This is a genomic window from Pseudomonas juntendi (assembly GCF_021560075.1).
Taxonomy (GTDB): domain Bacteria; phylum Pseudomonadota; class Gammaproteobacteria; order Pseudomonadales; family Pseudomonadaceae; genus Aquipseudomonas; species Aquipseudomonas juntendi.
Genome location: NZ_CP091088.1, coordinates 4142787 through 4166051, shown reverse-complemented (window position 1 = coordinate 4166051; position 23265 = coordinate 4142787). Strand labels below are relative to the sequence as shown.

Below are 23265 nucleotides of genomic sequence, written 5' to 3'. Positions count from 1 at the left end.
GTGCAGGGGCGGCTCGACCCGCGCCTACCGGGGGCGCTGCAACAACGCCCGCATGGCCGCGGTATCCAGTGGCCGGCTCAGGTAATAGCCCTGTACTTCATGGCAGCGGTCCATTCGCAGCATGGCTAGTTGCTGTTCGGTTTCCACGCCCTCGGCCGTCACGGTCAGCCCCATTGCCTTGCCCAGGTTGATGATGGCCTGGACCACCGCACGGTCGCTGCCGCCGTTGGTGCTCAGGCCACTGATGAAGCGCTTGTCGATCTTGAGGCTGTCGAAAGGATACGTTCGCAGGTAACCCAGCGATGAATAGCCGGTACCGAAGTCGTCCATGTTCAGGCACACGCCCAGTTCTTTGAGCGACAGCATGGTCCCCAGCGCGCCCTCGATGTCGTTGAGCATCACGTTCTCGGTGATCTCCAGTTCCAGGCGTTGCGCCGGGAATGCCGTGCCCAGCAGGATTTCCCGCACGTCTTGTACCACATCGCTGCGCAGGAACTGCGCCGGTGACAGGTTGACCGACACCAGGATGTCTGCAGGCCAGTCAAGGGCGGTGCGGCAGGCCTCGTGCAGCACCCAGCGGCCCAGCGCGACAATGATATCGCTCTGTTCGGCCAGCGGGATGAAGGTATCCGGCCCCAGCAGCCCTTCCTGGGGGTGCTGCCAGCGTATCAGCGCCTCGACCGCGACCACGCGCAGGTCGCTGAGGCGGTAGCGCGGCTGATAGTGCAACTCGAACTCCTGGTTGCGCAGGGCGCGGCGCAGGTCGTTCTCCAGTTGCCGCCGGTACTGGATCTGCTGGTTCATTTCGCTGGCGAAGTAGCGCCAGGTGCTCTTGCCGTCTGCCTTGGCCTGGTACAGGGCAATGTCGGCACAGCGAATCAGCTCGCCGGCGTCGAAGCCCTGGGTGCGGGTCTGGGCGATGCCGATGCTGGCGCCAATGTGCAGGGGTTGGCTGTCGAACATGACCGGTTGTTGCAGCAAGCCGATCAGGCGCGCGCAGAAGCGGTCGATCTCCTGGCGGTTGTCCATGCCGCCAAGTACCACGATGAACTCGTCCCCGCCCAACCGCGCCACCAGGTCACCGTCGCGGGTGGTGTCGCGCAGGCGGGCTGCCACTTCCTGCAGTACCGCATCGCCAGCCGCATAGCCGAGTGAGTCGTTGATCGGCTTGAAGTTGTCCAGGTCAAGCAGCAACAGGGTCAACGGCGGTGAGTCTGTGCCGCGCAGCAGGGCCTGTTCCAGGTGCCGGGCCAGTTTGTTGCGGTTGGCCAGGCCGGTCAGTGGGTCGTGCAAGGACAGGTGCTGAATACGCGCATGGGCGTCGACTTCGTCGGTGATATCGCTGGCAGTGCCGCGCAAACCCACGGCCGTGTCCTGGTGCCAGATGGCGCGGGCGGAAATCCGACAATAGCGGTTCTGGCCATTCTGGTCGCGGTAGGTGCAGCGCAGATTGGCCAGCTGCTGTGGGTCAGCGGTAGCCAGGGCATCCAGCCAGGGCGACAAGGGCGTGGTGTCGCAGGCCAGCAACTGGTTGAGCGGTTGGCCGAGCCAGTCTTCGACCGGGTAGCCCGTCACGCTGGCAAAGCGTTGCGACAAGTAGGTCAGGCGGTGGTGCCGATCGGTCTCCCAGATCCAGTCCGATGCCGACTCGGCCACCGCGCGAAAACGTTGCTCGCTGGCCTCCAGCGCCAGGTTGCTATGCTGCAGGTGGGCAAGCGTCAAGCCGATGGCCCGGGAGCTGCGCCACGCATGGCGGCACAGGTAGAGCATGACCAGCCCAAGGATCAGCAGGGCGCTGAGCAGGGCAGGCAATACCGCCCCTAGCAGCTGGCGCCCAGGCAACACGCTGTTCCACGACAGATGGTAGCCGGTGTCGCCCAGGTTGATGCGCAGGTGGTGGTGGGCTTGTGCGTCTTCCTTCTCAACGCGTATGCCGGCCAGGCCTGCACGCTTCCCCAGCTGCGCCAGTTTGGCCTCGGTCAGCTGGTCGACGAACAGCAAGACCGGCGCCTGGCTCACTTCGCCTTCAGTGACATCGCGATCTGGCCGTATGGCCGCGGCGGTGAGCACGGCCGGCCAGCCATTGAACAGCACGAAGCGGGTGATCTGATCGCGGGCAATGGCCGCCGCTCGGGCCTGGTCGATGATCGGCTGGACAGGGGCATCTATGTACGTGCCTACGCCTGCGGGGCTGGGCTGGCCTTTGAACAGGGCATAGGTGGTGCGGCCGTTTTCCACGACGAACACGCCTTCATAGCCGCTGGCGCTGTACAGCGATTCACCTATGTTCTTTTCATCATAGGCCCACTGCCAGTCGGCTTCGCCAGACAAGTGCTGCAAGGCGTCCTCCCATACGGCATAACTGGACAGGAATTGGCGCGACGCCAGTAACCGTTGCTCCAGCGCTTGATTGGCATGGAAGGCGCTGCGTTCGCGCTCTTGCTGGTCGAGGGTTGCGGCGATGTTGAACAGTGCGCCGAGAATGACCATGCAAGCCAGACCGTAAACGGTGCTGAAGCCGGCGATCAGGTTACGCACTTGGAAACGTGGGGTAGGGCTGGCGGGTAGGAGGTTGGCAGTCCTGGCCATGCGCGAGCGGCTCCTTCAGGAAACCTCCTGCCAGGCAGTGAGGCAGCAGGTTCAATCAGGATAGGCCAGCTTCAGTGCGGTAGCTGCGCCACCGGCAAGTTTCACCCGGTCGCGGCCAGCGTGCTTGGCAGTGTATAGCGCCTTGTCTGCCTCTTGCAGCCAATGTTCCGGTGACTCCAGGCTGGCATTGAAAGGCGACAGGCCAATACTCAGGCTGATGCGCAGGTGAGGGAGCTGCGCGTTGCGATACCCGGAAACCTGCTCACGCAGGCGTTCCATGATCTGGCAGGCCTGGGCTTCGCTGGTACCCGGCAGGATCACGCAGAATTCGTCGCCACCGTAGCGCCCGGCCTGGTCGCACTCGCGCAGGTTGCGGCGCAGCTCGGCGCTGAGCTGGCGCAGTACGCAGTCGCCAACCACGTGGCCAAAGGTGTCGTTGATGGTCTTGAAATGATCGATGTCGATCAAGGCGATCACCGCGTGTGCCTTTTGCTGTTTGCATTTTTGGTATTTGACGAGCAACAGGTCTTTCCAGGCGCCGTGGTTGAGCAACCCGGTGAGGCTATCCGTGAGGCTCAGGGCGCTGAGCCGGCGTTTATGGTCGCCCAGCTGGATTGCCAGCCGGTAGCACACCCAGCCCAGGGCCAGGGGGTACAGCGTCAGCATGGGCAGGCAGGCGTATATCTGCAGTGCAGTGGCATTCAATTGCAGGCCTGGGGCGAGCAGGAGGGTGCCGACCAGAATCCCGGCCAGTTGCGCAACAGCCCCTTTGAGCACCAATTGCCGGCCCCCGGCGGCCACGTTGTTCATGGTCATCATCGACAGCACGGTCACGGTCGGCAGCGGGTTGAAGTGCATGGCGGCGGCCCAGAAACCGCCCAGCAGCGAGTCCAGCAACAGGTTGCGTTGCTCGGCCCGGTACGGGGTTGCCGACCGGCTCGCCCACAAGTAGGCGACGTGGGGCCACAACAGGCCATTGAACAGCATCAGGCCCCACACCCAGGTGGGCGGGGATTGCGGAGCCACGCCAGCCATGACGCTGAACAGGCCGATGCCCATGCCCACCACACGTGGCGGGTAGATGCGCTTGACGAACGAAAGGCCTTTGCCGCTGCGGTTGTGCATCATGCTCATGTTCTTCTACCGGGGTACCGTTTATCGCATAAATCGCATGAATATTGTCGAACAGTGTCGTCCCACTGAAAAATGACCTTACAAGCCAATTCACGGTTGATGCGATCACTGTGGGGTAACATGCGGACTTTCCTGTTGCTAGGAGTGTTGCTGATGGTTCCTTTGGCCAATGCTGCCGGTGACCCGGCGCCCCAGCGTGACGGGCGTTTTCACAATCAGGCGCAGCTACCGAAAGATGGCGTGCTGAAGAAGCTGCGCATCGGTCTGAAGTACCTGTTCCTGCGCAAACCGCCGAATACCCGGCCAACCACGCCGGTCAGCCTGCAACCGATGACCCGCCAGCAGGTGCTCGATGCGCCAGACCGCAGTTTGTGGCGGCTGGGCCATTCCACGGTATTGCTGAAGTTGCGGGGGCGCTTCTTCATTACCGACCCGGTATTCGCCGAACGCGCCTCACCGGTGCAGTGGGCCGGCCCGCAGCGGTTCCATGCGCCCCCGCTGGGGCTTGACCAGCTGCCGCCACTGGCGGCGGTGGTGTTGTCGCACGACCATTTCGATCACCTCGACGAGCAGGCAATCCGCCAGCTTGCCTCGCGTACCGGGGTTTTCCTGGCCCCGCTTGGCGTGGGTGAGCTGCTGATCAGTTGGGGCGTTGCGCCAGCGAAGGTGCGTCAGCTGGACTGGTGGCAGGAAAGCGAAGTGCAGGGTGTGCGTTTCATTGCTACCCCGGCCCAGCACTTTTCCGGGCGTGGGCTGTTGGACAGCAATCGCACCTTGTGGGCGTCGTGGGTGATCATCGACCAAGGCGTGCGGGTGTTCTTCAGTGGCGATACGGGCTATTTCAACGGGTTCAAGCTGATTGGCGAGCGCTTTGGGCCGTTTGACCTGACCCTGGTCGAGACCGGCGCCTACAATCTCGCCTGGCCTGATGTGCACATGCAGCCAGAGCAGAGCCTGCAGGCCCACCTGGATTTACGCGGGCGCTGGTTGCTGCCGATCCATAATGGCACGTTCGACTTGTCCACCCACGGCTGGCAGGAACCCTTCGAGCGCATCCTGGCGTTGGCAAACCAGGCCCAGGTACGGCTCAGTACGCCGCAGATGGGCGAGCGGGTGAGCCTCGACTCGCCGCATGCCGGGCAGAACTGGTGGCAGCCCCGCCCGGTGCGCCAGCGCAGCCTGAAGAATGAGCGAAGCGTTGCGGCGCGCTAGTGTCACTTGGTGTCGTCTTTGCCGCGCTGGCGTTGCGCCCGCTCGTGCTCCAACAGCCGCGAGGGTGCCTTGCCACTGTCACTGCGCACCTGAGCGTGGCTGATGAGCGCGAAAATGAAACTACCGCCGATGATGTTGCCGGCCAGTGTCGGCAAGGCAAACTCCAGCCAGAAGCTGCGCCAGGTTTCTTCGCCGGCCCACACCAGGTAGGACACCTCGACCGAGCCCACTACTATATGGGTGAAGTCGCCAATGGCCATCAGGTAGGTGATCATCAGGATGATCCAGATCTTGGCGTTCTCCATCGAGGGGATCATCCATACCATGGTGGCGATCATCCAGCCCGAGACGATGCCCTTGGCGAACATCTGGCTGATGTCGTTGCTCATGACCTTGTGGCCGATCTCCAGAAACGCCATGTCGGTCTTGCTGTCGAAGATCGGCAGCTCGAGCATCACCCAGGCCACCAGCAGGGTACCCGCCAGGTTGCCCAGCAGCACTACGCCCCAAAGCCGCAGAAGGCGGCCGAAGTTGGCAAGGGTAGGGCTGGTCATGACCGGCAGCACCGCAGTCAGGGTGTTCTCGGTAAACAGTTGCTGGCGGGCCAGGATCACGGCAAGGAAGCCGGCGCTGTAGCCGATGCTGGCGACTACCTGGGCGCTTTCACCTTCTGGCAGGCGGGCATAGAACAGTCCCATGGCCATCAGGGACAAGCCCATCGACAAACCGGCGGCGACAGCCGACCACCACAAGGCGGCGAGGGTCCGTTCCAGTTCCTGATCGCCCTGGTAGCGAATGGTCTCGTGCAGCACTGCCGCTCGTGGCGGTTGGTTGTGGCTGACTTCCTGCTCTTCATCTGCCGAAAGCCCTGGGGTTTTCTCGCTTTGCTCGACACTCATGGCCGTTTCGCTCCGTGGTGGGGTTCTCTACAGATTCGTGGCGATTTCATTAGTTGCCGGGGGGCAGGCGAAACGGCTGAGAAAAGTTTTTGGAACAAGGTGTTGACTCTGAATTCAAAGCGCGTATTATTCGCCTCCTCGCAGCGATCAACGCTTCGAGGCAAGCGGTAAGTTGTTGAAGTTGTTGGCTTTCGAAAGAAAGCAGCGGTAAAAAACTTCAAAATAAACGCTTGACAGCAAATGAGGAAAGCGTAGAATGCGCGCCTCGGTTGAGACGAAACGCTCTTAACCAACCGCTCTTTAACAAATCGAATCAAGCAATTCGTGTGGGTGCTTGTGAGTACGGACTGATAGTCAAAAAGATTATCAGCATCACAAGTGGCCATGCGAGAAATCACATAGTCATTTGAGATTGCTGAGCCAAGTTTAGGGTTTCTTAAAAACCCAAGCAGTATTGAACTGAAGAGTTTGATCATGGCTCAGATTGAACGCTGGCGGCAGGCCTAACACATGCAAGTCGAGCGGATGACGGGAGCTTGCTCCTTGATTCAGCGGCGGACGGGTGAGTAATGCCTAGGAATCTGCCTGGTAGTGGGGGACAACGTTTCGAAAGGAACGCTAATACCGCATACGTCCTACGGGAGAAAGCAGGGGACCTTCGGGCCTTGCGCTATCAGATGAGCCTAGGTCGGATTAGCTTGTTGGTGAGGTAATGGCTCACCAAGGCGACGATCCGTAACTGGTCTGAGAGGATGATCAGTCACACTGGAACTGAGACACGGTCCAGACTCCTACGGGAGGCAGCAGTGGGGAATATTGGACAATGGGCGAAAGCCTGATCCAGCCATGCCGCGTGTGTGAAGAAGGTCTTCGGATTGTAAAGCACTTTAAGTTGGGAGGAAGGGCAGTAAGTTAATACCTTGCTGTTTTGACGTTACCGACAGAATAAGCACCGGCTAACTCTGTGCCAGCAGCCGCGGTAATACAGAGGGTGCAAGCGTTAATCGGAATTACTGGGCGTAAAGCGCGCGTAGGTGGTTTGTTAAGTTGGATGTGAAAGCCCCGGGCTCAACCTGGGAACTGCATCCAAAACTGGCAAGCTAGAGTACGGTAGAGGGTGGTGGAATTTCCTGTGTAGCGGTGAAATGCGTAGATATAGGAAGGAACACCAGTGGCGAAGGCGACCACCTGGACTGATACTGACACTGAGGTGCGAAAGCGTGGGGAGCAAACAGGATTAGATACCCTGGTAGTCCACGCCGTAAACGATGTCAACTAGCCGTTGGAATCCTTGAGATTTTAGTGGCGCAGCTAACGCATTAAGTTGACCGCCTGGGGAGTACGGCCGCAAGGTTAAAACTCAAATGAATTGACGGGGGCCCGCACAAGCGGTGGAGCATGTGGTTTAATTCGAAGCAACGCGAAGAACCTTACCAGGCCTTGACATGCAGAGAACTTTCCAGAGATGGATTGGTGCCTTCGGGAACTCTGACACAGGTGCTGCATGGCTGTCGTCAGCTCGTGTCGTGAGATGTTGGGTTAAGTCCCGTAACGAGCGCAACCCTTGTCCTTAGTTACCAGCACGTTATGGTGGGCACTCTAAGGAGACTGCCGGTGACAAACCGGAGGAAGGTGGGGATGACGTCAAGTCATCATGGCCCTTACGGCCTGGGCTACACACGTGCTACAATGGTCGGTACAGAGGGTTGCCAAGCCGCGAGGTGGAGCTAATCTCACAAAACCGATCGTAGTCCGGATCGCAGTCTGCAACTCGACTGCGTGAAGTCGGAATCGCTAGTAATCGCGAATCAGAATGTCGCGGTGAATACGTTCCCGGGCCTTGTACACACCGCCCGTCACACCATGGGAGTGGGTTGCACCAGAAGTAGCTAGTCTAACCTTCGGGAGGACGGTTACCACGGTGTGATTCATGACTGGGGTGAAGTCGTAACAAGGTAGCCGTAGGGGAACCTGCGGCTGGATCACCTCCTTAATCGACGACATCAGCCTGCTGATGAGCTCCCACACGAATTGCTTGATTCATTGTAAAAGACGATCAAGACCCAAAGTTATACCATTAGGTCTGTAGCTCAGTTGGTTAGAGCGCACCCCTGATAAGGGTGAGGTCGGCAGTTCAAATCTGCCCAGACCTACCATTTTTGGTTGGAATGTTGAGCACCCCATGCCTCTGGATAAAGAGTGGTGAGGACGGCTCTTCTGCAGTTCAAATCTGCCCAGACCTACCATTACATGGTTCAGCCGTAGAATACGGGGCCATAGCTCAGCTGGGAGAGCGCCTGCCTTGCACGCAGGAGGTCAGCGGTTCGATCCCGCTTGGCTCCACCACTTTCTGCGGTAGATGTTGCTCCTGCTCAGAAATTAGAAATGAACATTCGTCGATGAATGTTGATTTCTGACTTTTGTCAGATCGTTCTTTAAAAATTCGGATATGTGATAGATATAGACTGACATGCACTTTCACTGGTGTGTGATCAGGCTAAGGTAAAATTTGTGAGTTCTGCTCTTAACTGAGCGAAATGCGAATTTTCGGCGAATGTCGTCTTCACAGTATAACCAGATTGCTTGGGGTTATATGGTCAAGTGAAGAAGCGCATACGGTGGATGCCTTGGCAGTCAGAGGCGATGAAAGACGTGGTAGCCTGCGATAAGCTTTGGGGAGTCGGCAAACAGACTGTGATCCAGAGATCTCTGAATGGGGGAACCCACTCAGCACAAGCTGAGTATCTTGTACTGAATACATAGGTGCAAGAGGCGAACCAGGGGAACTGAAACATCTAAGTACCCTGAGGAAAAGAAATCAACCGAGATTCCCTTAGTAGTGGCGAGCGAACGGGGACCAGCCCTTAAGTTGATTTGAGATTAGTGGAACGCTCTGGAAAGTGCGGCCATAGTGGGTGATAGCCCCGTACACGAAAATCTCTTATCAATGAAATCGAGTAGGACGGAGCACGAGAAACTTTGTCTGAATATGGGGGGACCATCCTCCAAGGCTAAATACTACTGACTGACCGATAGTGAACCAGTACCGTGAGGGAAAGGCGAAAAGAACCCCGGAGAGGGGAGTGAAATAGAACCTGAAACCGTATGCGTACAAGCAGTGGGAGCCTACTTTGTTAGGTGACTGCGTACCTTTTGTATAATGGGTCAGCGACTTATATTCAGTGGCGAGCTTAACCGAATAGGGGAGGCGTAGCGAAAGCGAGTCTTAATAGGGCGTTTAGTCGCTGGGTATAGACCCGAAACCGGGCGATCTATCCATGGGCAGGTTGAAGGTTAGGTAACACTGACTGGAGGACCGAACCGACTACCGTTGAAAAGTTAGCGGATGACCTGTGGATCGGAGTGAAAGGCTAATCAAGCTCGGAGATAGCTGGTTCTCCTCGAAAGCTATTTAGGTAGCGCCTCATGTATCACTGTAGGGGGTAGAGCACTGTTTCGGCTAGGGGGTCATCCCGACTTACCAAACCGATGCAAACTCCGAATACCTACAAGTGCCGAGCATGGGAGACACACGGCGGGTGCTAACGTCCGTCGTGAAAAGGGAAACAACCCAGACCGTCAGCTAAGGTCCCAAAGTCATGGTTAAGTGGGAAACGATGTGGGAAGGCTTAGACAGCTAGGAGGTTGGCTTAGAAGCAGCCACCCTTTAAAGAAAGCGTAATAGCTCACTAGTCGAGTCGGCCTGCGCGGAAGATGTAACGGGGCTCAAACCATGCACCGAAGCTACGGGTATCATCTTATGATGATGCGGTAGAGGAGCGTTCTGTAAGCCTGTGAAGGTGAGTTGAGAAGCTTGCTGGAGGTATCAGAAGTGCGAATGCTGACATGAGTAACGACAATGCGAGTGAAAAACTCGCACGCCGAAAGACCAAGGTTTCCTGCGCAACGTTAATCGACGCAGGGTTAGTCGGTCCCTAAGGCGAGGCTGAAAAGCGTAGTCGATGGAAAACAGGTTAATATTCCTGTACTTCCAGTTATTGCGATGGAGGGACGGAGAAGGTTAGGCCAGCCTGGCGTTGGTTGTCCAGGTTTAAGGTGGTAGGCTGGAATCTTAGGCAAATCCGGGATTTCAAGGCCGAGAGCTGATGACGAGTTGCCTTTAGGCGACGAAGTGGTTGATACCATGCTTCCAAGAAAAGCTCCTAAGCTTCAGATAACTGGGAACCGTACCCCAAACCGACACAGGTGGTTAGGTAGAGAATACCAAGGCGCTTGAGAGAACTCGGGTGAAGGAACTAGGCAAAATGGCACCGTAACTTCGGGAGAAGGTGCGCCGGCGAGGGTGAAGGACTTGCTCCGTAAGCTCATGCCGGTCGAAGATACCAGGCCGCTGCGACTGTTTATTAAAAACACAGCACTCTGCAAACACGAAAGTGGACGTATAGGGTGTGACGCCTGCCCGGTGCCGGAAGGTTAATTGATGGGGTTAGCGCAAGCGAAGCTCTTGATCGAAGCCCCGGTAAACGGCGGCCGTAACTATAACGGTCCTAAGGTAGCGAAATTCCTTGTCGGGTAAGTTCCGACCTGCACGAATGGCGTAACGATGGCGGCGCTGTCTCCACCCGAGACTCAGTGAAATTGAAATCGCTGTGAAGATGCAGTGTATCCGCGGCTAGACGGAAAGACCCCGTGAACCTTTACTATAGCTTTGCACTGGACTTTGAATTTGCTTGTGTAGGATAGGTGGGAGGCTTTGAAGTGGGGACGCCAGTTCTCATGGAGCCATCCTTGAAATACCACCCTGGCAACTTTGAGGTTCTAACTCAGGTCCGTTATCCGGATCGAGGACAGTGTATGGTGGGTAGTTTGACTGGGGCGGTCTCCTCCCAAAGAGTAACGGAGGAGTACGAAGGTGCGCTCAGACCGGTCGGAAATCGGTCGTAGAGTATAAAGGCAAAAGCGCGCTTGACTGCGAGACAAACACGTCGAGCAGGTACGAAAGTAGGTCTTAGTGATCCGGTGGTTCTGTATGGAAGGGCCATCGCTCAACGGATAAAAGGTACTCCGGGGATAACAGGCTGATACCGCCCAAGAGTTCATATCGACGGCGGTGTTTGGCACCTCGATGTCGGCTCATCACATCCTGGGGCTGAAGCCGGTCCCAAGGGTATGGCTGTTCGCCATTTAAAGTGGTACGCGAGCTGGGTTTAGAACGTCGTGAGACAGTTCGGTCCCTATCTGCCGTGGACGTTTGAGATTTGAGAGGGGCTGCTCCTAGTACGAGAGGACCGGAGTGGACGAACCTCTGGTGTTCCGGTTGTCACGCCAGTGGCATTGCCGGGTAGCTATGTTCGGAAGAGATAACCGCTGAAAGCATCTAAGCGGGAAACTTGCCTCAAGATGAGATCTCACTGGGATCTTGAATCCCCTAAAGGGCCGTCGAAGACTACGACGTTGATAGGTTGGGTGTGTAAGCGCTGTGAGGCGTTGAGCTAACCAATACTAATTGCCCGTGAGGCTTGACCATATAACACCCAAGCAATTTGCTAGCGCAGATTGCGGTGGTGAAGATGACATGAACCGAAAGTTCGCAAGGCATCACAAACATCACATATCCGAATTCGCTGGGCTGTCCATCTGGACATTCTGGCTACAGAATTTCTTGACGACCATAGAGCATTGGAACCACCTGATCCCATCCCGAACTCAGCAGTGAAACGATGCATCGCCGATGGTAGTGTGGGGTTTCCCCATGTGAGAGTAGGTCATCGTCAAGATTCATTTCGCAAAACCCCTATCTGCGTATGCAGGTAGGGGTTTTGTCTTTCTCGCGCCATTGTCCCGGGCTGCGACAATATGACTGCCCTCACAACGTGACTTTCCCTCGGCTACCCTTCGTCAAGGCTTAGGTCCGGGGCATCCCTGCCCCTCGACCTGGCGATGCCAGCGCACCGTGCTGCGCATTTCTGGACTTCCACCGTCCCATCACTTGAGGTAGCAAGCAAGATGGCCAAGGCCGCCGATGTCGTTGTGCAATGCCTGGAAAACGAAGGTGTCGAGTATGTATTCGGCATTCCTGGTGAGGAAAACCTCGACCTGCTCGAATCCCTGCGCAAGTCGAAGATCAAACTGGTACTGACCCGTCACGAGCAGTCTGCAGGCTTCATGGCGGCTACCTACGGTCGCCTGACCGGCAAGACCGGCGTCAGCCTGTCGACCCTCGGCCCGGGTGCCACCAACCTGGTCACGGCCAGCGCCTATGCCTACCTGGGCGGCATGCCGATGATGATGATCACCGGCCAGAAGCCGATCAAGAAGTCCAAGCAGGGCCGCTTCCAGATCATCGACGTGTGCGGCATGATGGACCCCATCACCAAGTACACCCACCAGTTCGCTTCGGCCGACAACATCCCTTCGCGCATGCGTGAAGCCTTCCGCCTGGCTGAAGAAGAAAAGCCGGGTGCCGTGCACCTGGAACTGCCGGAAGACATCGCCGCCGAGCAGACCGACGCGCTGCCGATCCCGCGCAGCCTGCACCGCCGCCCGCTGGCCGAGCACGTGGCCATTGAAGCTGCGATTGAAAAGCTGCACAAAGCCCGCAGTCCGATTTTGGTTATCGGCGCCGGTGCCAACCGCAAGATGACCGCCAAGGTCCTCAAGCAACTGGTCGATAATACCGGTGTCCCATTCGTCACCACCCAGCTGGGTAAAGGTGTGGTCGACGAGCGCCACCCACGCTTCCTGGGTAACGCTGCGCTGTCGTCAGGCGATTTCGTGCACCGTGCGATCGAAGCGGCGGACCTCATCGTCAACATCGGCCACGATGTGATCGAGAAGCCGCCGTTCTTCATGGTGCGTGGCGGCACCGAAGTCATCCATATCAACTTCCGTTCCGCCGAAGTCGATGCCGTGTACTTCCCGCAGGTTGAAGTGATCGGCGACATCGCCAACGCCGTGTGGCAGATCGCTGAAGGCCTGGGCGACACTTCGCACTGGGACTTCACCCGCCTCATGGCGATTCGTGAAGCCAACGAAGCGCAGATCGCCGAAGGCGCCGACGACGACCGCTTCCCGGTCTACCCACAGCGCCTGGTGGCCGACATTCGTCGCGTGCTGCCGTCCGAAGGCATCGTGGCCCTGGACAACGGCATCTACAAGATCTGGTTCGCCCGTAACTACAAGGCGCACAAGCCGAACACCGTGCTGCTGGACAACGCCCTGGCGACCATGGGCGCCGGCTTGCCATCGGCCATGGCTGCACACCTGGTCTACCCGGATCGCCCGGTGATTTCGGTGTGCGGTGACGGCGGCTTCATGATGAACAGCCAGGAACTGGAAACCGCCGTGCGCCTGGGCATGCACATCACCGTGGTGATCCTGCGTGACGATGGCTACGGCATGATCCGCTGGAAGCAGGCCAACATGGGCTTCACCGATTTCGGCCTAGACTACGGCAACCCGGACTTCGTCAAGTATGCCGAAGCCTACGGCGCCAATGGCCACCGCGTGGAAAGCGCCGACGGCCTGCTGCCGCTGCTGGAGCACTGCATCAAGACCCCAGGCGTGCACGTGATCGACTGCCCGGTCGACTACAGCGAAAACGACCGCATCCTCAACAGCGAGCTGCGTGAGCGCGCGCTGGCGGTATAAGAGCTGATGTCCTTATCGGGACTGCACGCTGGCACCCACAGGTCTCTCAAGATTCTGTGGGTGTTGACTGGTGGCACATAACCAACACTTCACGTCTCGCAAGTCGATCATGCTCAGGCTCTTCAATTTATGGAGAGTACGAGTTCATGACCATCGGTTCTAGTCACAACCACCCTGCTGATCTGGCCATTGAGCCATCCTTGCCTTTGCAGCCTCGGGCCGCGCGTTTTCCAAATCCTCCAGACCTCTGCTTCGACTATCGCCTTCTTGTTGAACAACAGGGAGGTGTTGCACGTGCCGCCCGCCCGGAGCATCGGATCTGTATTGTTGGTGCTGGCGTGACAGAGCTAACAGCTGCTCGGGAATTGTTGCGCTGTGGTTTTACCCGCATCACTTTGATAGAGCAATCTCAGCGCGTGGGTGGGCGCCACCTGACAGTGGTGAACAACGGCGGCAATTACAAGCAGCCTTCAACCCCATTCGAAATGGGGGCCATGCGTATGCCTCTGTTCAACAGGACAGGGGAATCACCTAAAGATGGTTGCTCGCTTATGGCCTACTACGCGACGCTGTTTAAGCTAAAACTTTCCGATTTCCCGAACCCTGGGACGCCTTGGGTGAACACAACCGGTATCTATCTTCGTGACGGGGAACTTGAGGAGGAGGGGAAGCCGAAGTTGCTGTTTTGGCGGAATCCACAAGGGGATACTCCTCCACCGACAGCAACGCTGCAAAAGGTCTATGAAAAATGGCAGCGCTTCGCCACGCAGTTTGCCGAGCGCGTTGCCATGGTGTATGGCACGCCATCCTGGGCGTCGACATGGCAAGCTATAGTCGAGCGTTACCACCTGCTGTCATTCAGGGATCTTGTGCGTTTGCCAATGCTCACTGTGTGGAATCCCGCAAACCCTGCTGATTTTGGCGGGCTGGGCATGAGCAGCGAAGAGTCGGCTATTTTCTATTCAATCGGTATTGGTGATGGTAGCTGGGGTGCATTTTACGACGTCTGCTGCCTGTATCCGCTGCGTACTGCGATCTTTGGCTTCAGCAGTCATTTGCAACTGGTGCATGGCCGCGTTGATCAGGATGGATTGCCCTATGCTGCGCCGTATCTGGAAGCCAGCAATGTTCCTGATAGTAGAGGGCTGATGTTCAACGGTCCTGCGTATATCGGTCTAGCGGCGATGGATGAAAGTCTGTTGTTTCTCGACGCCGGGATGAACGGCACTTCGCTTTATGATCATCTCCTTCGACAAGATGACGGGCTGTTGACAGACACCTCGGTCCGTTCCTTGCAAAAGCTTGAAGCGGGTCGTATTCGGGTCGGATACTGCTGGCACTGCAGTGATCCTGCACATCAAAGCCTCCAATATGATGACTTCGACAGTGTGATCCTGACTGTCCCTTCCTGGCTGATCGAGACCAACATGCGCCTCGACGGTTTTAGCCGTCAGATACTGCCGCAGTCGATTGTGGATGCGTGGAAGCACGCTCATTGGGAAACCAGCTGCAAAGTCTATGCGCCACTGAAGAAGAGTTATCTGGACAGTAAATCAGCTTTACCCCAGATCCTCGTCACCGACAGCTTGGTCCACGACGTATACGCCTATCGGTACAACGATCGTTACCCCGACGACTGCATCCTGCTCAGCTACACATGGGAAGATGATGCAACGAAGCTAGCCGTATTCACTGATGAAGAACTGGCCAACAAGTGTGGAGGAACTCGACCGAATCCTCCTGCGCTGCTGCAATGTGGCCGAACCTATATCGCCTTACATCGATACCCGAAACATCCGCATACAGCGCTGGGCTACGGACAAAAATGCGCTCGGCTGCGCAAAGCTGTATCGCGCTGGTACCTACTACGACGCGGTCGGCCTGATGAAGTATAACCGCGATTACAGTGCCAGCTCGGGGCTTTATCTGGCTGGGGAGTCCTTCTCCGTTGACGCCGGCTGGACCGAGCCGAGTCTACGCACCGCGCTTGATGTAGTGATCAATCTTTGCAACAACACATCCGCAACGTTCAATGGAGACTTTACCCTTGAACACTATCCGCATTATCAACTTGGGAAATAGCGGCAGCTGGGTGTTTTTGTGAGATTCGTCCTACTGCGCTTACTCGCTTCTCCTTCGACCTCATAGGACCTGCCCGACTGTCTCTCCCAACCCCAACCCCGCTCTACTGGCGACCTTCCAAAACAACCACAAAAAGGAAGTCGCCATGTCCGAACATTGCCCCCCCGTCAGCCCTGTCCGCATCGCTGTCATCCAGTACGACCCACAAGTCGGGCTAGAGTACTGCGATGGCAACCTGAGCAGAGGCCTGGCACTGGCCCGGCGTGCGGTGCGTGAAGGTGCCAATCTGATCGTGCTGCCCGAGCTGGCCAACACCGGGTACACCTTTCACTCCCGTGCCGAGGCCTATGCCCATGCCGAAACGTTGCAGGCGGGCCGCAGCCTGAAAGCCTGGGCTGATTTCGCCAGGGAATATCAGGTGTACCTGGCAGCAGGATTCGCCGAGCGTGAGGGCCTGAAGCTCTACGACAGCGCCGTATTGTTTGGCCCCGACGGCCTGCTAGGCCACTATCGCAAGGCCCACCTGTGGAACCAGGAAAAGCTCTGGTTCACCCCTGGCGACCTCGGCTTCCCTGTATTCGAGACGCCAATCGGCCGTATTGGCCTGCTGATCTGCTGGGACATCTGGTTCCCTGAAGTGCCACGGCTCATGGCAGCGCAAGGGGCAGACATCATATGCAGCTTGAACAATTGGGTGTGGACACCGCCTCCGCTGTTTGATGAAACAGGGCGTTGCATGGCGTCGTACCTGACCATGACAGCCGCGCATGTGAACAATGTCTACATCGCCGCCGCAAACCGTATCGGCAGTGAGCGAGGAGGGCGCTTTCTCGGTTGTTCGTTGATTGCCGGAACCAACGGTTGGCCCATTGGTGCTGTGGCCAGTGCGGAGGAGGAAAGCATTGTCTACGCCGATGTCGACCTCAGCAGCGCGCGTTCAGCGCCGATCTGGAACAGCCTCAACGACCTGCAGCGTGATCGCCGTACCGACCTCTACGATGCTGCGCTTGGCTACCGCCTGCATGCGCCTATGCCACGCTGAGGATCCGCACATGAAGCCATTACTGCTGCCCAATCGGCAGCACGCCCCCGTGCTGATCTTCACCTGCCTGGCAATGCTGCTGGCAGCCAGCCTTGCGTCAGGCCCGTGGCCAGACTACGGGCAACTGGCGGCGACCCTGGACCAACCGCTGAGTCGTTTGCGTTGGATAGTGGGCGATATCAGCGAGGTCGCATTCTACAAGCATGAGCTGCCTGCGCTGGGCTTGCTGCTAGGCGCCAGCCTGGCACATTGGGCCCATCTTCGCGGGTACCGCTGGCAGGGTTTTGCCATCTGCTATGGAAGCGGACTGTGGCCATGGGTGTTCACCAGCTCGCTGATGGGCCTTTTACTTAGCCATGCCTTGTGGGGATGGACCTTGGCCAGTGGTACCTGGCAACCAACGTTCGTGGCCTTCGTGTCGTTGCCGGCAGCCATGGTGCTGTTGTATGGGGCGGGCTGGCGTGTGGCGATAGCAGGCGCATTGCTGGGGGCATTACTGGTAACCCCGGCGAGTCTACTGCTGGTCAACTACCTGTGCTACCCCCTGCAGTTGCCTGTGGTTATCGGCAACGTGGGTGGAATGGCCGTGGCAAGTGCCGCCGCTTTCCTGCTGTGCAAGCGCTACCCGTCATGGGTCCGCCAAAGCCACGAACCCGACGTTGTGAAACCTGTGGCCAGCCAGCCATCCTACGGTGTGATCTGGACTTTGCGGCGTGTACTGGCCGATTTCAGTGAAGCCCCCTTCTTTGGCAATGAGCTGGCTAGTCTGGGTCTCCTACTGGGTTTGTTGCTGGCTTACCTGTTGGCCCCGGCAGCACCTGCATACGGTTCAATGTTGGCGTTGCACATACTGGCCGGACAGGCCTTGGCATCCTTGGTCGGGGTCGTATTCTGGCGCGGCCAGTGGCAAGCCCGGGGGTGGTATCCGACTTATATTCCGATTGTCTCGATCGTGCCGGCCGCCGTGCTGACGCATGGCGGTAGTTGGCAAGTCATTGTGGCCGGTGCAGTGCTGGGGGCCCTGGTGGCTCCGCCGCTGGCAGTGGCGATCACGCAGCGGTTGCCGAGTTATGTGCATGGCTACATCGGCAACGTGGTGTCGATGGCGATCAGCACGTTGGGAATCGTACCGCTGATCGGGTTACTGGTGGGGGGAGAAGGATGATTGAGCATTCGGACCTGCCCAAGCTGTCGATCGCCAGTTTGGGCGGGACGGTCAGCATGCAGGCTACAGCGGGTGGGTGTGGCGTAACGCCCACCCTGGATTGTGAGCAGCAACTGCTTCAGGTACCGCAGTTGCGCGAAATGGCGCAGTTGACTGTAACGTCATTGAGCTTGGTCCCCAGTGCATCGCTCAGCTTCAACGCGTTGCTGGAAGTGCTGGCCTGGGCTCGCTGCGAAGTCGAGGGCGGTGCCCGGGCCGTGATACTGACCCAAGGCACCGACAGCCTTGAGGAAACGGCCTATTTCCTTGACCTGCTTTGGCCCTTCGATGCGCCTTTGGTGATGACCGGTGCAATGCGCTCGCCCAGCCAGCCGGGCAACGATGGCCCGGCCAACCTTCTGGCTGCGGCCCAGGTTGCATTGGCACGAGGCAGCGGTGGGCGTGGTGTGCTGGTGGTGATGAATGATCAGATCCATCGTGCGACAAAGGTTCGCAAGACAGCCAGCCTGGCGATAGCGGCATTCGACTCGCCTGGTTTCGGTCCTGTGGGGGAAGTTGTAGAAGGTGTTGCAACGTACCGCCATCCCCCAGACAGGCGGGAGGTACTCCCGCTACCGGGGCGTACCGACCAGCGCGTCATCCTGCTGGAGGCGTGCCTGGACGCCGACACTGTATTGCTGCAGGCTCTGCCCGCATTGCGCTACGACGGGCTGGTCATCGCCGGGTTCGGCGCCGGCCATGTTTCCGGCAATTGGTCTGATGTTCTAAAGCACATGACGCCAACCCTGCCAGTCATTGTCGCCACTCGTACAGGTGAGGGGGCTACAGCCCGCGCAACATACGGTTTTTCCGGCTCCGAGATCGACTTGCAGAAAAAAGGTGTGCACATGGCCGGGCACCTCTGCCCGCGCAAGTGCCGCATCTTGCTGTGGCTGCTGATTGGCGCCGACCGGCAGCATGAGTTGCCGGGTTGGCTGCCCACCTGAAAATTTGCCCGCGCAGTGCCTTGCACGGGCAACCCTTCAAGCATTGCTGTGCTAGGGTGCACACACTTTTGCTAGCAAGGATTCCCTGCCCGATGCTCCCGCCACTCAGCGAAAAAGAACTGCACCGCCTCGAAGACCTGCTGATCACCTACGGCAACGACTACTCGGTACTCAACCTGGCCGAGCTCAATGGCTTTTTCACCGCGCTGGCTAGCTCGCCGACCACGGTCACCCCCGAGCACTGGCTGCCGGCAGTGGCAGGTGGCAAGGTGCCCAAGTTCAAGAAACCGGCCCATGAAGAAGCCTATGTGGCATTGATGCTGCGGTATGCCGACCAAGTCGCCGGACAGTTGGGCGACCACATCGATCAGTTCGAGCCGCTGTTCGAGGAAACAGAAGACGAGCAGGGCACCGTGGTCGTGATGGAAGAATGGTGCTTCGGCTACATGCGCGCTACCCAGGTCGCCAACTGGGAAGCTTTGCCGCCAGAGCAGGACCAGTTACTCAAAGCCATTTCTTTGCATGGGCTGGAGGATAACTTCGAGCTGCTGGACCAGATGAGCGAAGCGGAGATACAGGCCTGTGTGCCGAAGGTGATCGAAGCCGCGCGTGGTTTGTTCCGCTACTTCAACAAGCCGCACTGAGGCACACGGGCTCGGTTGCTGCGGTGCTTGCTGGGGCCGCACTGCGGATCCGTCAGCAAGCACTCGAAAAACGCAGACTGTTGTTTGACATGGAGCGGTTTATTATTCCATCTGGCGAAATTATGGTTTCCCCCGCGCACTGATTCTGCTGCCAGCCGAATCAGTGCAGCATGTGCTCCATCAGCCCAATCCGGTGCTGACCAGGAGCCAAGCCCATGTCGAACCCGATCAAGCTCTACAACTTCCCCAAGTCCGGCCACGCCCACCGCATCGAGCTGATGCTTTCGCTGCTCAACCTGCCTACCGAGCTGGTGTTCGTGGACCTGGCCAAAGGTGCGCACAAGCAGCCGGACTTCCTGGCCCTCAACCCGTTCGGCCAGGTACCGGTCATCGATGACAACGGCACGGTGATCGCAGACTCCAACGCAATCCTCGTTTACCTCGCCAAAAAATATGACAACGGCACCTGGCTACCCGAAGCGCCAGCCGCTGCCGCCCGTGTACAACGCTGGCTGTCGGTCGCTGCAGGCCCGCTGGCCTTTGGCCCGGCCGCTGCACGCCTGGTGACCGTGTTCGGCGCTTCGTTCAACACTGACGAAGTGATTACCCGGGCGCACACCCTGCTCAAGGTGATTGATGCCGAACTGGCCAAGTCGCCGTTCCTGGCAGGCGACACGCCGACCATCGCCGACGTCGCCAACTACTCCTACATCGCCCACGCACCGGAGGGCAACGTGTCGCTGGAGCCGTATGCCAACGTACGTAGCTGGCTGGCGCGGATCGAGGCATTGCCGGGCTTCGTACCGATGCCCCGCACCGTCATCGGGTTGCAGACCAGCGTCTGATCCCTCTGCGAGGAACGCCACCATGCAACAGTCCCCCGATCGCCGCCCCTCGCCTTGGCATGCGGGCGAGAAAACCCTGCAGGAAAAGGTCGGAGTAGCAGAGCGCATGGAGGCGTTCGGGCAAAAGGTCATTCGTGACTACATGCCCGACCAGCACCGCACGTTCTACCATCAGTTGCCGTTCATGGTGGCGGCCAGCGTAGACGCTCAGGGGCGGCCCTGGGCGACGCTGCTGGAAGGGCCGGAAGGTTTCGTCAGTTCGCCCGACCCACGCCAGTTGACGATTGACGCCAGGCTAGCGGCCGATGACCCGGCGACCCCGGGATTGGTCGCCGGGCAGGCAATCGGCCTGCTGGGCATCGAACTGCACACCCGCCGGCGCAACCGCCTCAACGGGCAGATCCGCCAGGCGGTTGCAGGGCAATTGCAAGTGACGGTAGAGCAGTCGTTCGGCAACTGCCCGCAATACATCCAGTTACGCGATTACACGCGCGTCGCCGAACCGGCCCAGGGGCGCATCGATGCGACATCCCTGGATGCCACGACCGTCAGTATGATCCAGTCTGCCGACACCTTCTTCGTCGCCAGCTATGTCGAGCATGACACCGGCCAGCGTTCGGTGGATGTGTCCCACCGTGGCGGTCGGCCAGGATTCGTCAGGGTGCAAGGCAATACGCTAACCATCCCCGACTACGCCGGTAACCTGCACTTCAACACCTTGGGCAACTTGTTGGTCAACCCGAGGGCAGGTTTGCTGTTCATCGACTTCAGTAACGGCAACGTGCTGCAGGTGGGCGGGCGTGCCGAGGTGCTGCTGGAAAGCCCGGCCATCCAGGCGTTCGAAGGTGCAGAGCGGCTGTGGACGCTGGAGGTCGACCAGGTGGTGTGGCGGCCGGCTGCGGTTTCCCTGCGCTGGGCGTTCAAGGAGTACGCCCCCACCAGCCTGATGACCGGCACCTGGGCCGAGGCCGATGCGCGTTTGCAGCAACGTCAGCAGCAGCGCCAATGGCAAGCCTGGCGGGTGCTGCGGGTAGAGCAGGAGAGCCGCGATATCCGTTCGTTCTACCTGCAGCCGCCCACCGGTTCCGCTGTGGCGTTTGCACCCGGGCAACATGTTCCGGTGCAGGTCAAGCGCGACGGTGAGGCGCCGCTTATCCGCACCTACAGCTTGTCCAGCGCACCTTCCGACGGCTATTGGCGCATCAGCGTCAAAGCCCAGGGCCCGGTTTCCCGCCACTTGCATGAGCGCATCGCGCCAGGCGATGTGCTTGATGTTCGCCCACCCATGGGCAGTTTCACGCTCGACATACAGAGCACGCGGCCGTTGGTGCTGATTGGCGCCGGCGTAGGCATTACGCCGTTGCTGGCCATGCTGCGTGAGCAATTGAGCCATGGGCAGGCCCGGGCTATCCACGTGTTCCAGGGGGCGCGTAGCCTGGCCGACCTGCCGTTCAGGCAGGAGCTGGCGAGTTTGCAGCAACGGGCCGAGGGCTTGCTGCACATTCATCGCGCCCTGAGCCAGCCGGAAAGCCATGCGCTGCTTGGGCGGGATTACGAGTTTGCCGGGCGCCTAGGCATCGGGCAGGTCAAGGCGACGCTGGCGCTGGACGACTACGAGTTCTACCTGTGTGGACCAGGCAGTTTTACCCAGGACTTGTATGAAGGGTTGCGCGGCGTGCATGTGCCGGATGCGCGGATTCACGCAGAAGCGTTCGGGCCGTCGACGTTGCGCCGGCACACGCACGCCGACCAGCCTGCCTTGCAGCAGCCACCCGCTGCCAGCGAGCCAGTACCGGTGTACTTTGCGGCGTCGGCCAAGGAGGCGCGCTGGGCACCCGGCGGCGGTACCTTGCTGGAGCTGGCCGAGGCGCGCGGGCTGGCGCCGGAGTTCAGTTGCCGGGGTGGCTCGTGTGGTACCTGCAAGACCAGACTGGTGAGTGGCCAGGTGCATTACCCGAATCCACCGGCAGAGCTACCGGAGGCGGGGTCGGTGTTGATCTGTTGTGCCGTGCCGGCGCAGGTGCAGGAGGGGGTACAGGCCCTGGTGCTGGACATCTGATACACCAGCCCCGCCTCTTCGCGGGCGGCAGAAAATACCCAGATGAACAATAATCCCGGCACCTCATGTCCCCAGGAGCTCGCATGGACCAGATCCACCTGATGAAGGTATTCGTCGCCGTAGGTGAGCTGGAAAGCTTCGCCGCTGCTGCCCGCCGCCTGGCCATCTCCCCGGCCGCCGTCACCCGTGCCGTCGGCGCCCTGGAGGAGCAGCTGGGGGTCAAGCTGCTACTGCGCACCACCCGCAGCGTGCGCCTGACCGAGGCAGGCGGCCGCTACCTGGAGGACACCCGGCATATCCTGGCCAGCATTCACGAGGCCAACGAAGCGGCGGCGGGCATCAATGCCACCCCCAAGGGTGACCTGGCGGTGACTGCACCGATCCTGTTCGGCAGGAAGTTCGTCATGCCCAGCATCGTTCGCTACCTGCAGCAGTATCCGCAAGTCGACGTGGCCGCCTACTTTCTCGACCGCGTGGTGAACCTGGTCGAGGAAGGCATGGATGTGGCCGTGCGCATCGGCCCGTTGCCCGACTCCGGGTTGAAGGCCCTGCGGGTCGGTCAGGTCCGGCGCATGTTGTGCGCTGCGCCCGGTTACCTGGCGCGCCACGGTGTGCCCAGGCACCCCTCGGACCTGGCCGGGCATGCGGTGATCGGTACCACCAACCTGTCCCCCCGAGCCGGCTGGCGCTTTGGCGTGACCGATGAGCCGACTTTGGTGCGCATGAAACCGCGGCTGACGGTGACCAGCAATGATGGGGCTATCGCTGCGGCCTGCGGTGGCCTGGGGATTGCCCGTTTATTGTCATACCAGGTGGCTGATGAACTGGCTAGCGGGCAGTTGCAGGTGATTCTGGCCGAGTATGAGGAAGCACCCTGGCCGATTCACATACTGCACCGCGAGAGCAAGTACGGGTCGGCCAAGGTCAGAACCTTCATCGACATGCTGGCGCAGGCGCTGCGGGACCAGCAACTGGAGTGAGCATGTAGCGCCCACAA

At 59.1% G+C, this 23265-nt stretch carries 12 protein-coding genes, 2 tRNA genes, 3 rRNA genes and 1 pseudogene; 15 read left to right on the top strand and 3 right to left on the bottom strand.

Translation table 11 applies throughout. The annotated features are described in order from the left end of the window. Positions 1-24: 24 nt before the first annotated feature. Together L1P09_RS19370 and L1P09_RS19365 are read right to left on the bottom strand one after the other, a co-directional pair. Positions 25-2589: a bifunctional diguanylate cyclase/phosphodiesterase gene (locus L1P09_RS19370; protein ID WP_235768012.1), complete on the bottom strand. Its 2565-nt coding sequence runs from the start codon at positions 2587-2589 to the stop codon at positions 25-27. A gap of 51 nt (positions 2590-2640) precedes the next feature. Continuing rightward, on the bottom strand, positions 2641-3714 hold the full coding sequence (locus L1P09_RS19365) for a diguanylate cyclase (protein WP_235768972.1): 1074 nt from the start codon (positions 3712-3714) through the stop codon (positions 2641-2643). A 129-nt stretch (positions 3715-3843) separates the two neighbouring features. Here L1P09_RS19365 and L1P09_RS19360 point away from each other — a divergent pair, with 129 nt between their 5' ends. Then, complete coding sequence (locus L1P09_RS19360) at positions 3844-4935, top strand: MBL fold metallo-hydrolase (protein WP_054904092.1); 1092 nt, start codon at positions 3844-3846, stop codon at positions 4933-4935. Positions 4936-4937: 2 nt separating this feature from the next. Here the strand turns inward: L1P09_RS19360 and L1P09_RS19355 are convergent, their stop codons facing one another. After that, the gene (locus tag L1P09_RS19355; RefSeq protein WP_154211879.1) at positions 4938-5834 is read right to left on the bottom strand and encodes a formate/nitrite transporter family protein; all 897 of its coding nucleotides are present in this window, start codon (positions 5832-5834) and stop codon (positions 4938-4940) included. Positions 5835-6290: 456 nt separating this feature from the next. Here L1P09_RS19355 and L1P09_RS19350 point away from each other — a divergent pair. The 14 genes and pseudogenes from L1P09_RS19350 to L1P09_RS19285 all read left to right on the top strand — a co-directional run bounded on the left by L1P09_RS19350 (position 6291) and on the right by L1P09_RS19285 (position 23248). Then, a 16S ribosomal RNA gene (locus L1P09_RS19350) occupies positions 6291-7827 on the top strand. An 86-nt stretch (positions 7828-7913) separates the two neighbouring features. Then, a tRNA-Ile gene (locus L1P09_RS19345) sits at positions 7914-7990 on the top strand. Between the two features lie 114 nt (positions 7991-8104). After that, positions 8105-8180 (top strand) — tRNA-Ala (locus tag L1P09_RS19340). Positions 8181-8429: 249 nt separating this feature from the next. Further along, positions 8430-11322 (top strand): 23S ribosomal RNA (locus L1P09_RS19335). A 134-nt stretch (positions 11323-11456) separates the two neighbouring features. Next, positions 11457-11572: ribosomal RNA gene (gene rrf / locus L1P09_RS19330) — 5S ribosomal RNA — on the top strand. Together the 16S, 23S and 5S rRNA genes with 2 tRNA genes alongside form the textbook arrangement of a ribosomal RNA operon. A gap of 229 nt (positions 11573-11801) precedes the next feature. Beyond that, positions 11802-13445, top strand: a complete 1644-nt coding sequence (locus L1P09_RS19325; RefSeq protein WP_235768011.1) for an acetolactate synthase large subunit — start codon at positions 11802-11804, stop codon at positions 13443-13445. Between the two features lie 146 nt (positions 13446-13591). Next, positions 13592-15527, top strand: a pseudogene (locus L1P09_RS19320) (flavin monoamine oxidase family protein). Positions 15528-15672: 145 nt separating this feature from the next. Then, the gene (locus L1P09_RS19315; protein WP_009682591.1) at positions 15673-16569 is read left to right on the top strand and encodes a nitrilase family protein; all 897 of its coding nucleotides are present in this window, start codon (positions 15673-15675) and stop codon (positions 16567-16569) included. A 10-nt stretch (positions 16570-16579) separates the two neighbouring features. Beyond that, entirely contained in the window at positions 16580-17734 is a 1155-nt protein-coding gene (locus tag L1P09_RS19310) for a hypothetical protein (RefSeq protein ID WP_054905989.1), read from the top strand. After that, positions 17731-18720 carry an asparaginase gene (locus tag L1P09_RS19305; RefSeq protein ID WP_054905988.1) on the top strand — a complete coding sequence of 330 codons (990 nt, stop codon included), beginning with the start codon at positions 17731-17733 and terminating at the stop codon, positions 18718-18720. The genes L1P09_RS19310 and L1P09_RS19305 overlap by 4 nt, the downstream gene beginning before the upstream one ends. A gap of 92 nt (positions 18721-18812) precedes the next feature. Beyond that, a complete protein-coding gene (locus L1P09_RS19300; protein WP_054905987.1) occupies positions 18813-19364 on the top strand; it encodes a UPF0149 family protein in 552 nt (183 codons plus the stop codon). 215 nt (positions 19365-19579) lie between these two features. Next, positions 19580-20209, top strand: a complete 630-nt coding sequence (locus L1P09_RS19295; protein WP_029885569.1) for a glutathione S-transferase family protein — start codon at positions 19580-19582, stop codon at positions 20207-20209. A 22-nt stretch (positions 20210-20231) separates the two neighbouring features. Continuing rightward, a complete protein-coding gene (locus L1P09_RS19290; protein ID WP_192440786.1) occupies positions 20232-22268 on the top strand; it encodes a pyridoxamine 5'-phosphate oxidase family protein in 2037 nt (678 codons plus the stop codon). 83 nt (positions 22269-22351) lie between these two features. Further along, positions 22352-23248 carry a LysR family transcriptional regulator gene (locus L1P09_RS19285; RefSeq protein ID WP_192440784.1) on the top strand — a complete coding sequence of 299 codons (897 nt, stop codon included), beginning with the start codon at positions 22352-22354 and terminating at the stop codon, positions 23246-23248. Positions 23249-23265: the final 17 nt, after the last annotated feature.

Coding starts and splice junctions, on each gene's coding strand:
- L1P09_RS19370 (WP_235768012.1), bottom strand. CDS start 2,589: ATGGCCAGGACTGCCAACCTCCTACCCGCCAGCCCTACCCCACGTTTC.
- L1P09_RS19365 (WP_235768972.1), bottom strand. CDS start 3,714: ATGCACAACCGCAGCGGCAAAGGCCTTTCGTTCGTCAAGCGCATCTAC.
- L1P09_RS19360 (WP_054904092.1), top strand. CDS start 3,844: ATGCGGACTTTCCTGTTGCTAGGAGTGTTGCTGATGGTTCCTTTGGCC.
- L1P09_RS19355 (WP_154211879.1), bottom strand. CDS start 5,834: ATGAGTGTCGAGCAAAGCGAGAAAACCCCAGGGCTTTCGGCAGATGAA.
- L1P09_RS19325 (WP_235768011.1), top strand. CDS start 11,802: ATGGCCAAGGCCGCCGATGTCGTTGTGCAATGCCTGGAAAACGAAGGT.
- L1P09_RS19315 (WP_009682591.1), top strand. CDS start 15,673: ATGTCCGAACATTGCCCCCCCGTCAGCCCTGTCCGCATCGCTGTCATC.
- L1P09_RS19310 (WP_054905989.1), top strand. CDS start 16,580: ATGAAGCCATTACTGCTGCCCAATCGGCAGCACGCCCCCGTGCTGATC.
- L1P09_RS19305 (WP_054905988.1), top strand. CDS start 17,731: ATGATTGAGCATTCGGACCTGCCCAAGCTGTCGATCGCCAGTTTGGGC.
- L1P09_RS19300 (WP_054905987.1), top strand. CDS start 18,813: ATGCTCCCGCCACTCAGCGAAAAAGAACTGCACCGCCTCGAAGACCTG.
- L1P09_RS19295 (WP_029885569.1), top strand. CDS start 19,580: ATGTCGAACCCGATCAAGCTCTACAACTTCCCCAAGTCCGGCCACGCC.
- L1P09_RS19290 (WP_192440786.1), top strand. CDS start 20,232: ATGCAACAGTCCCCCGATCGCCGCCCCTCGCCTTGGCATGCGGGCGAG.
- L1P09_RS19285 (WP_192440784.1), top strand. CDS start 22,352: ATGGACCAGATCCACCTGATGAAGGTATTCGTCGCCGTAGGTGAGCTG.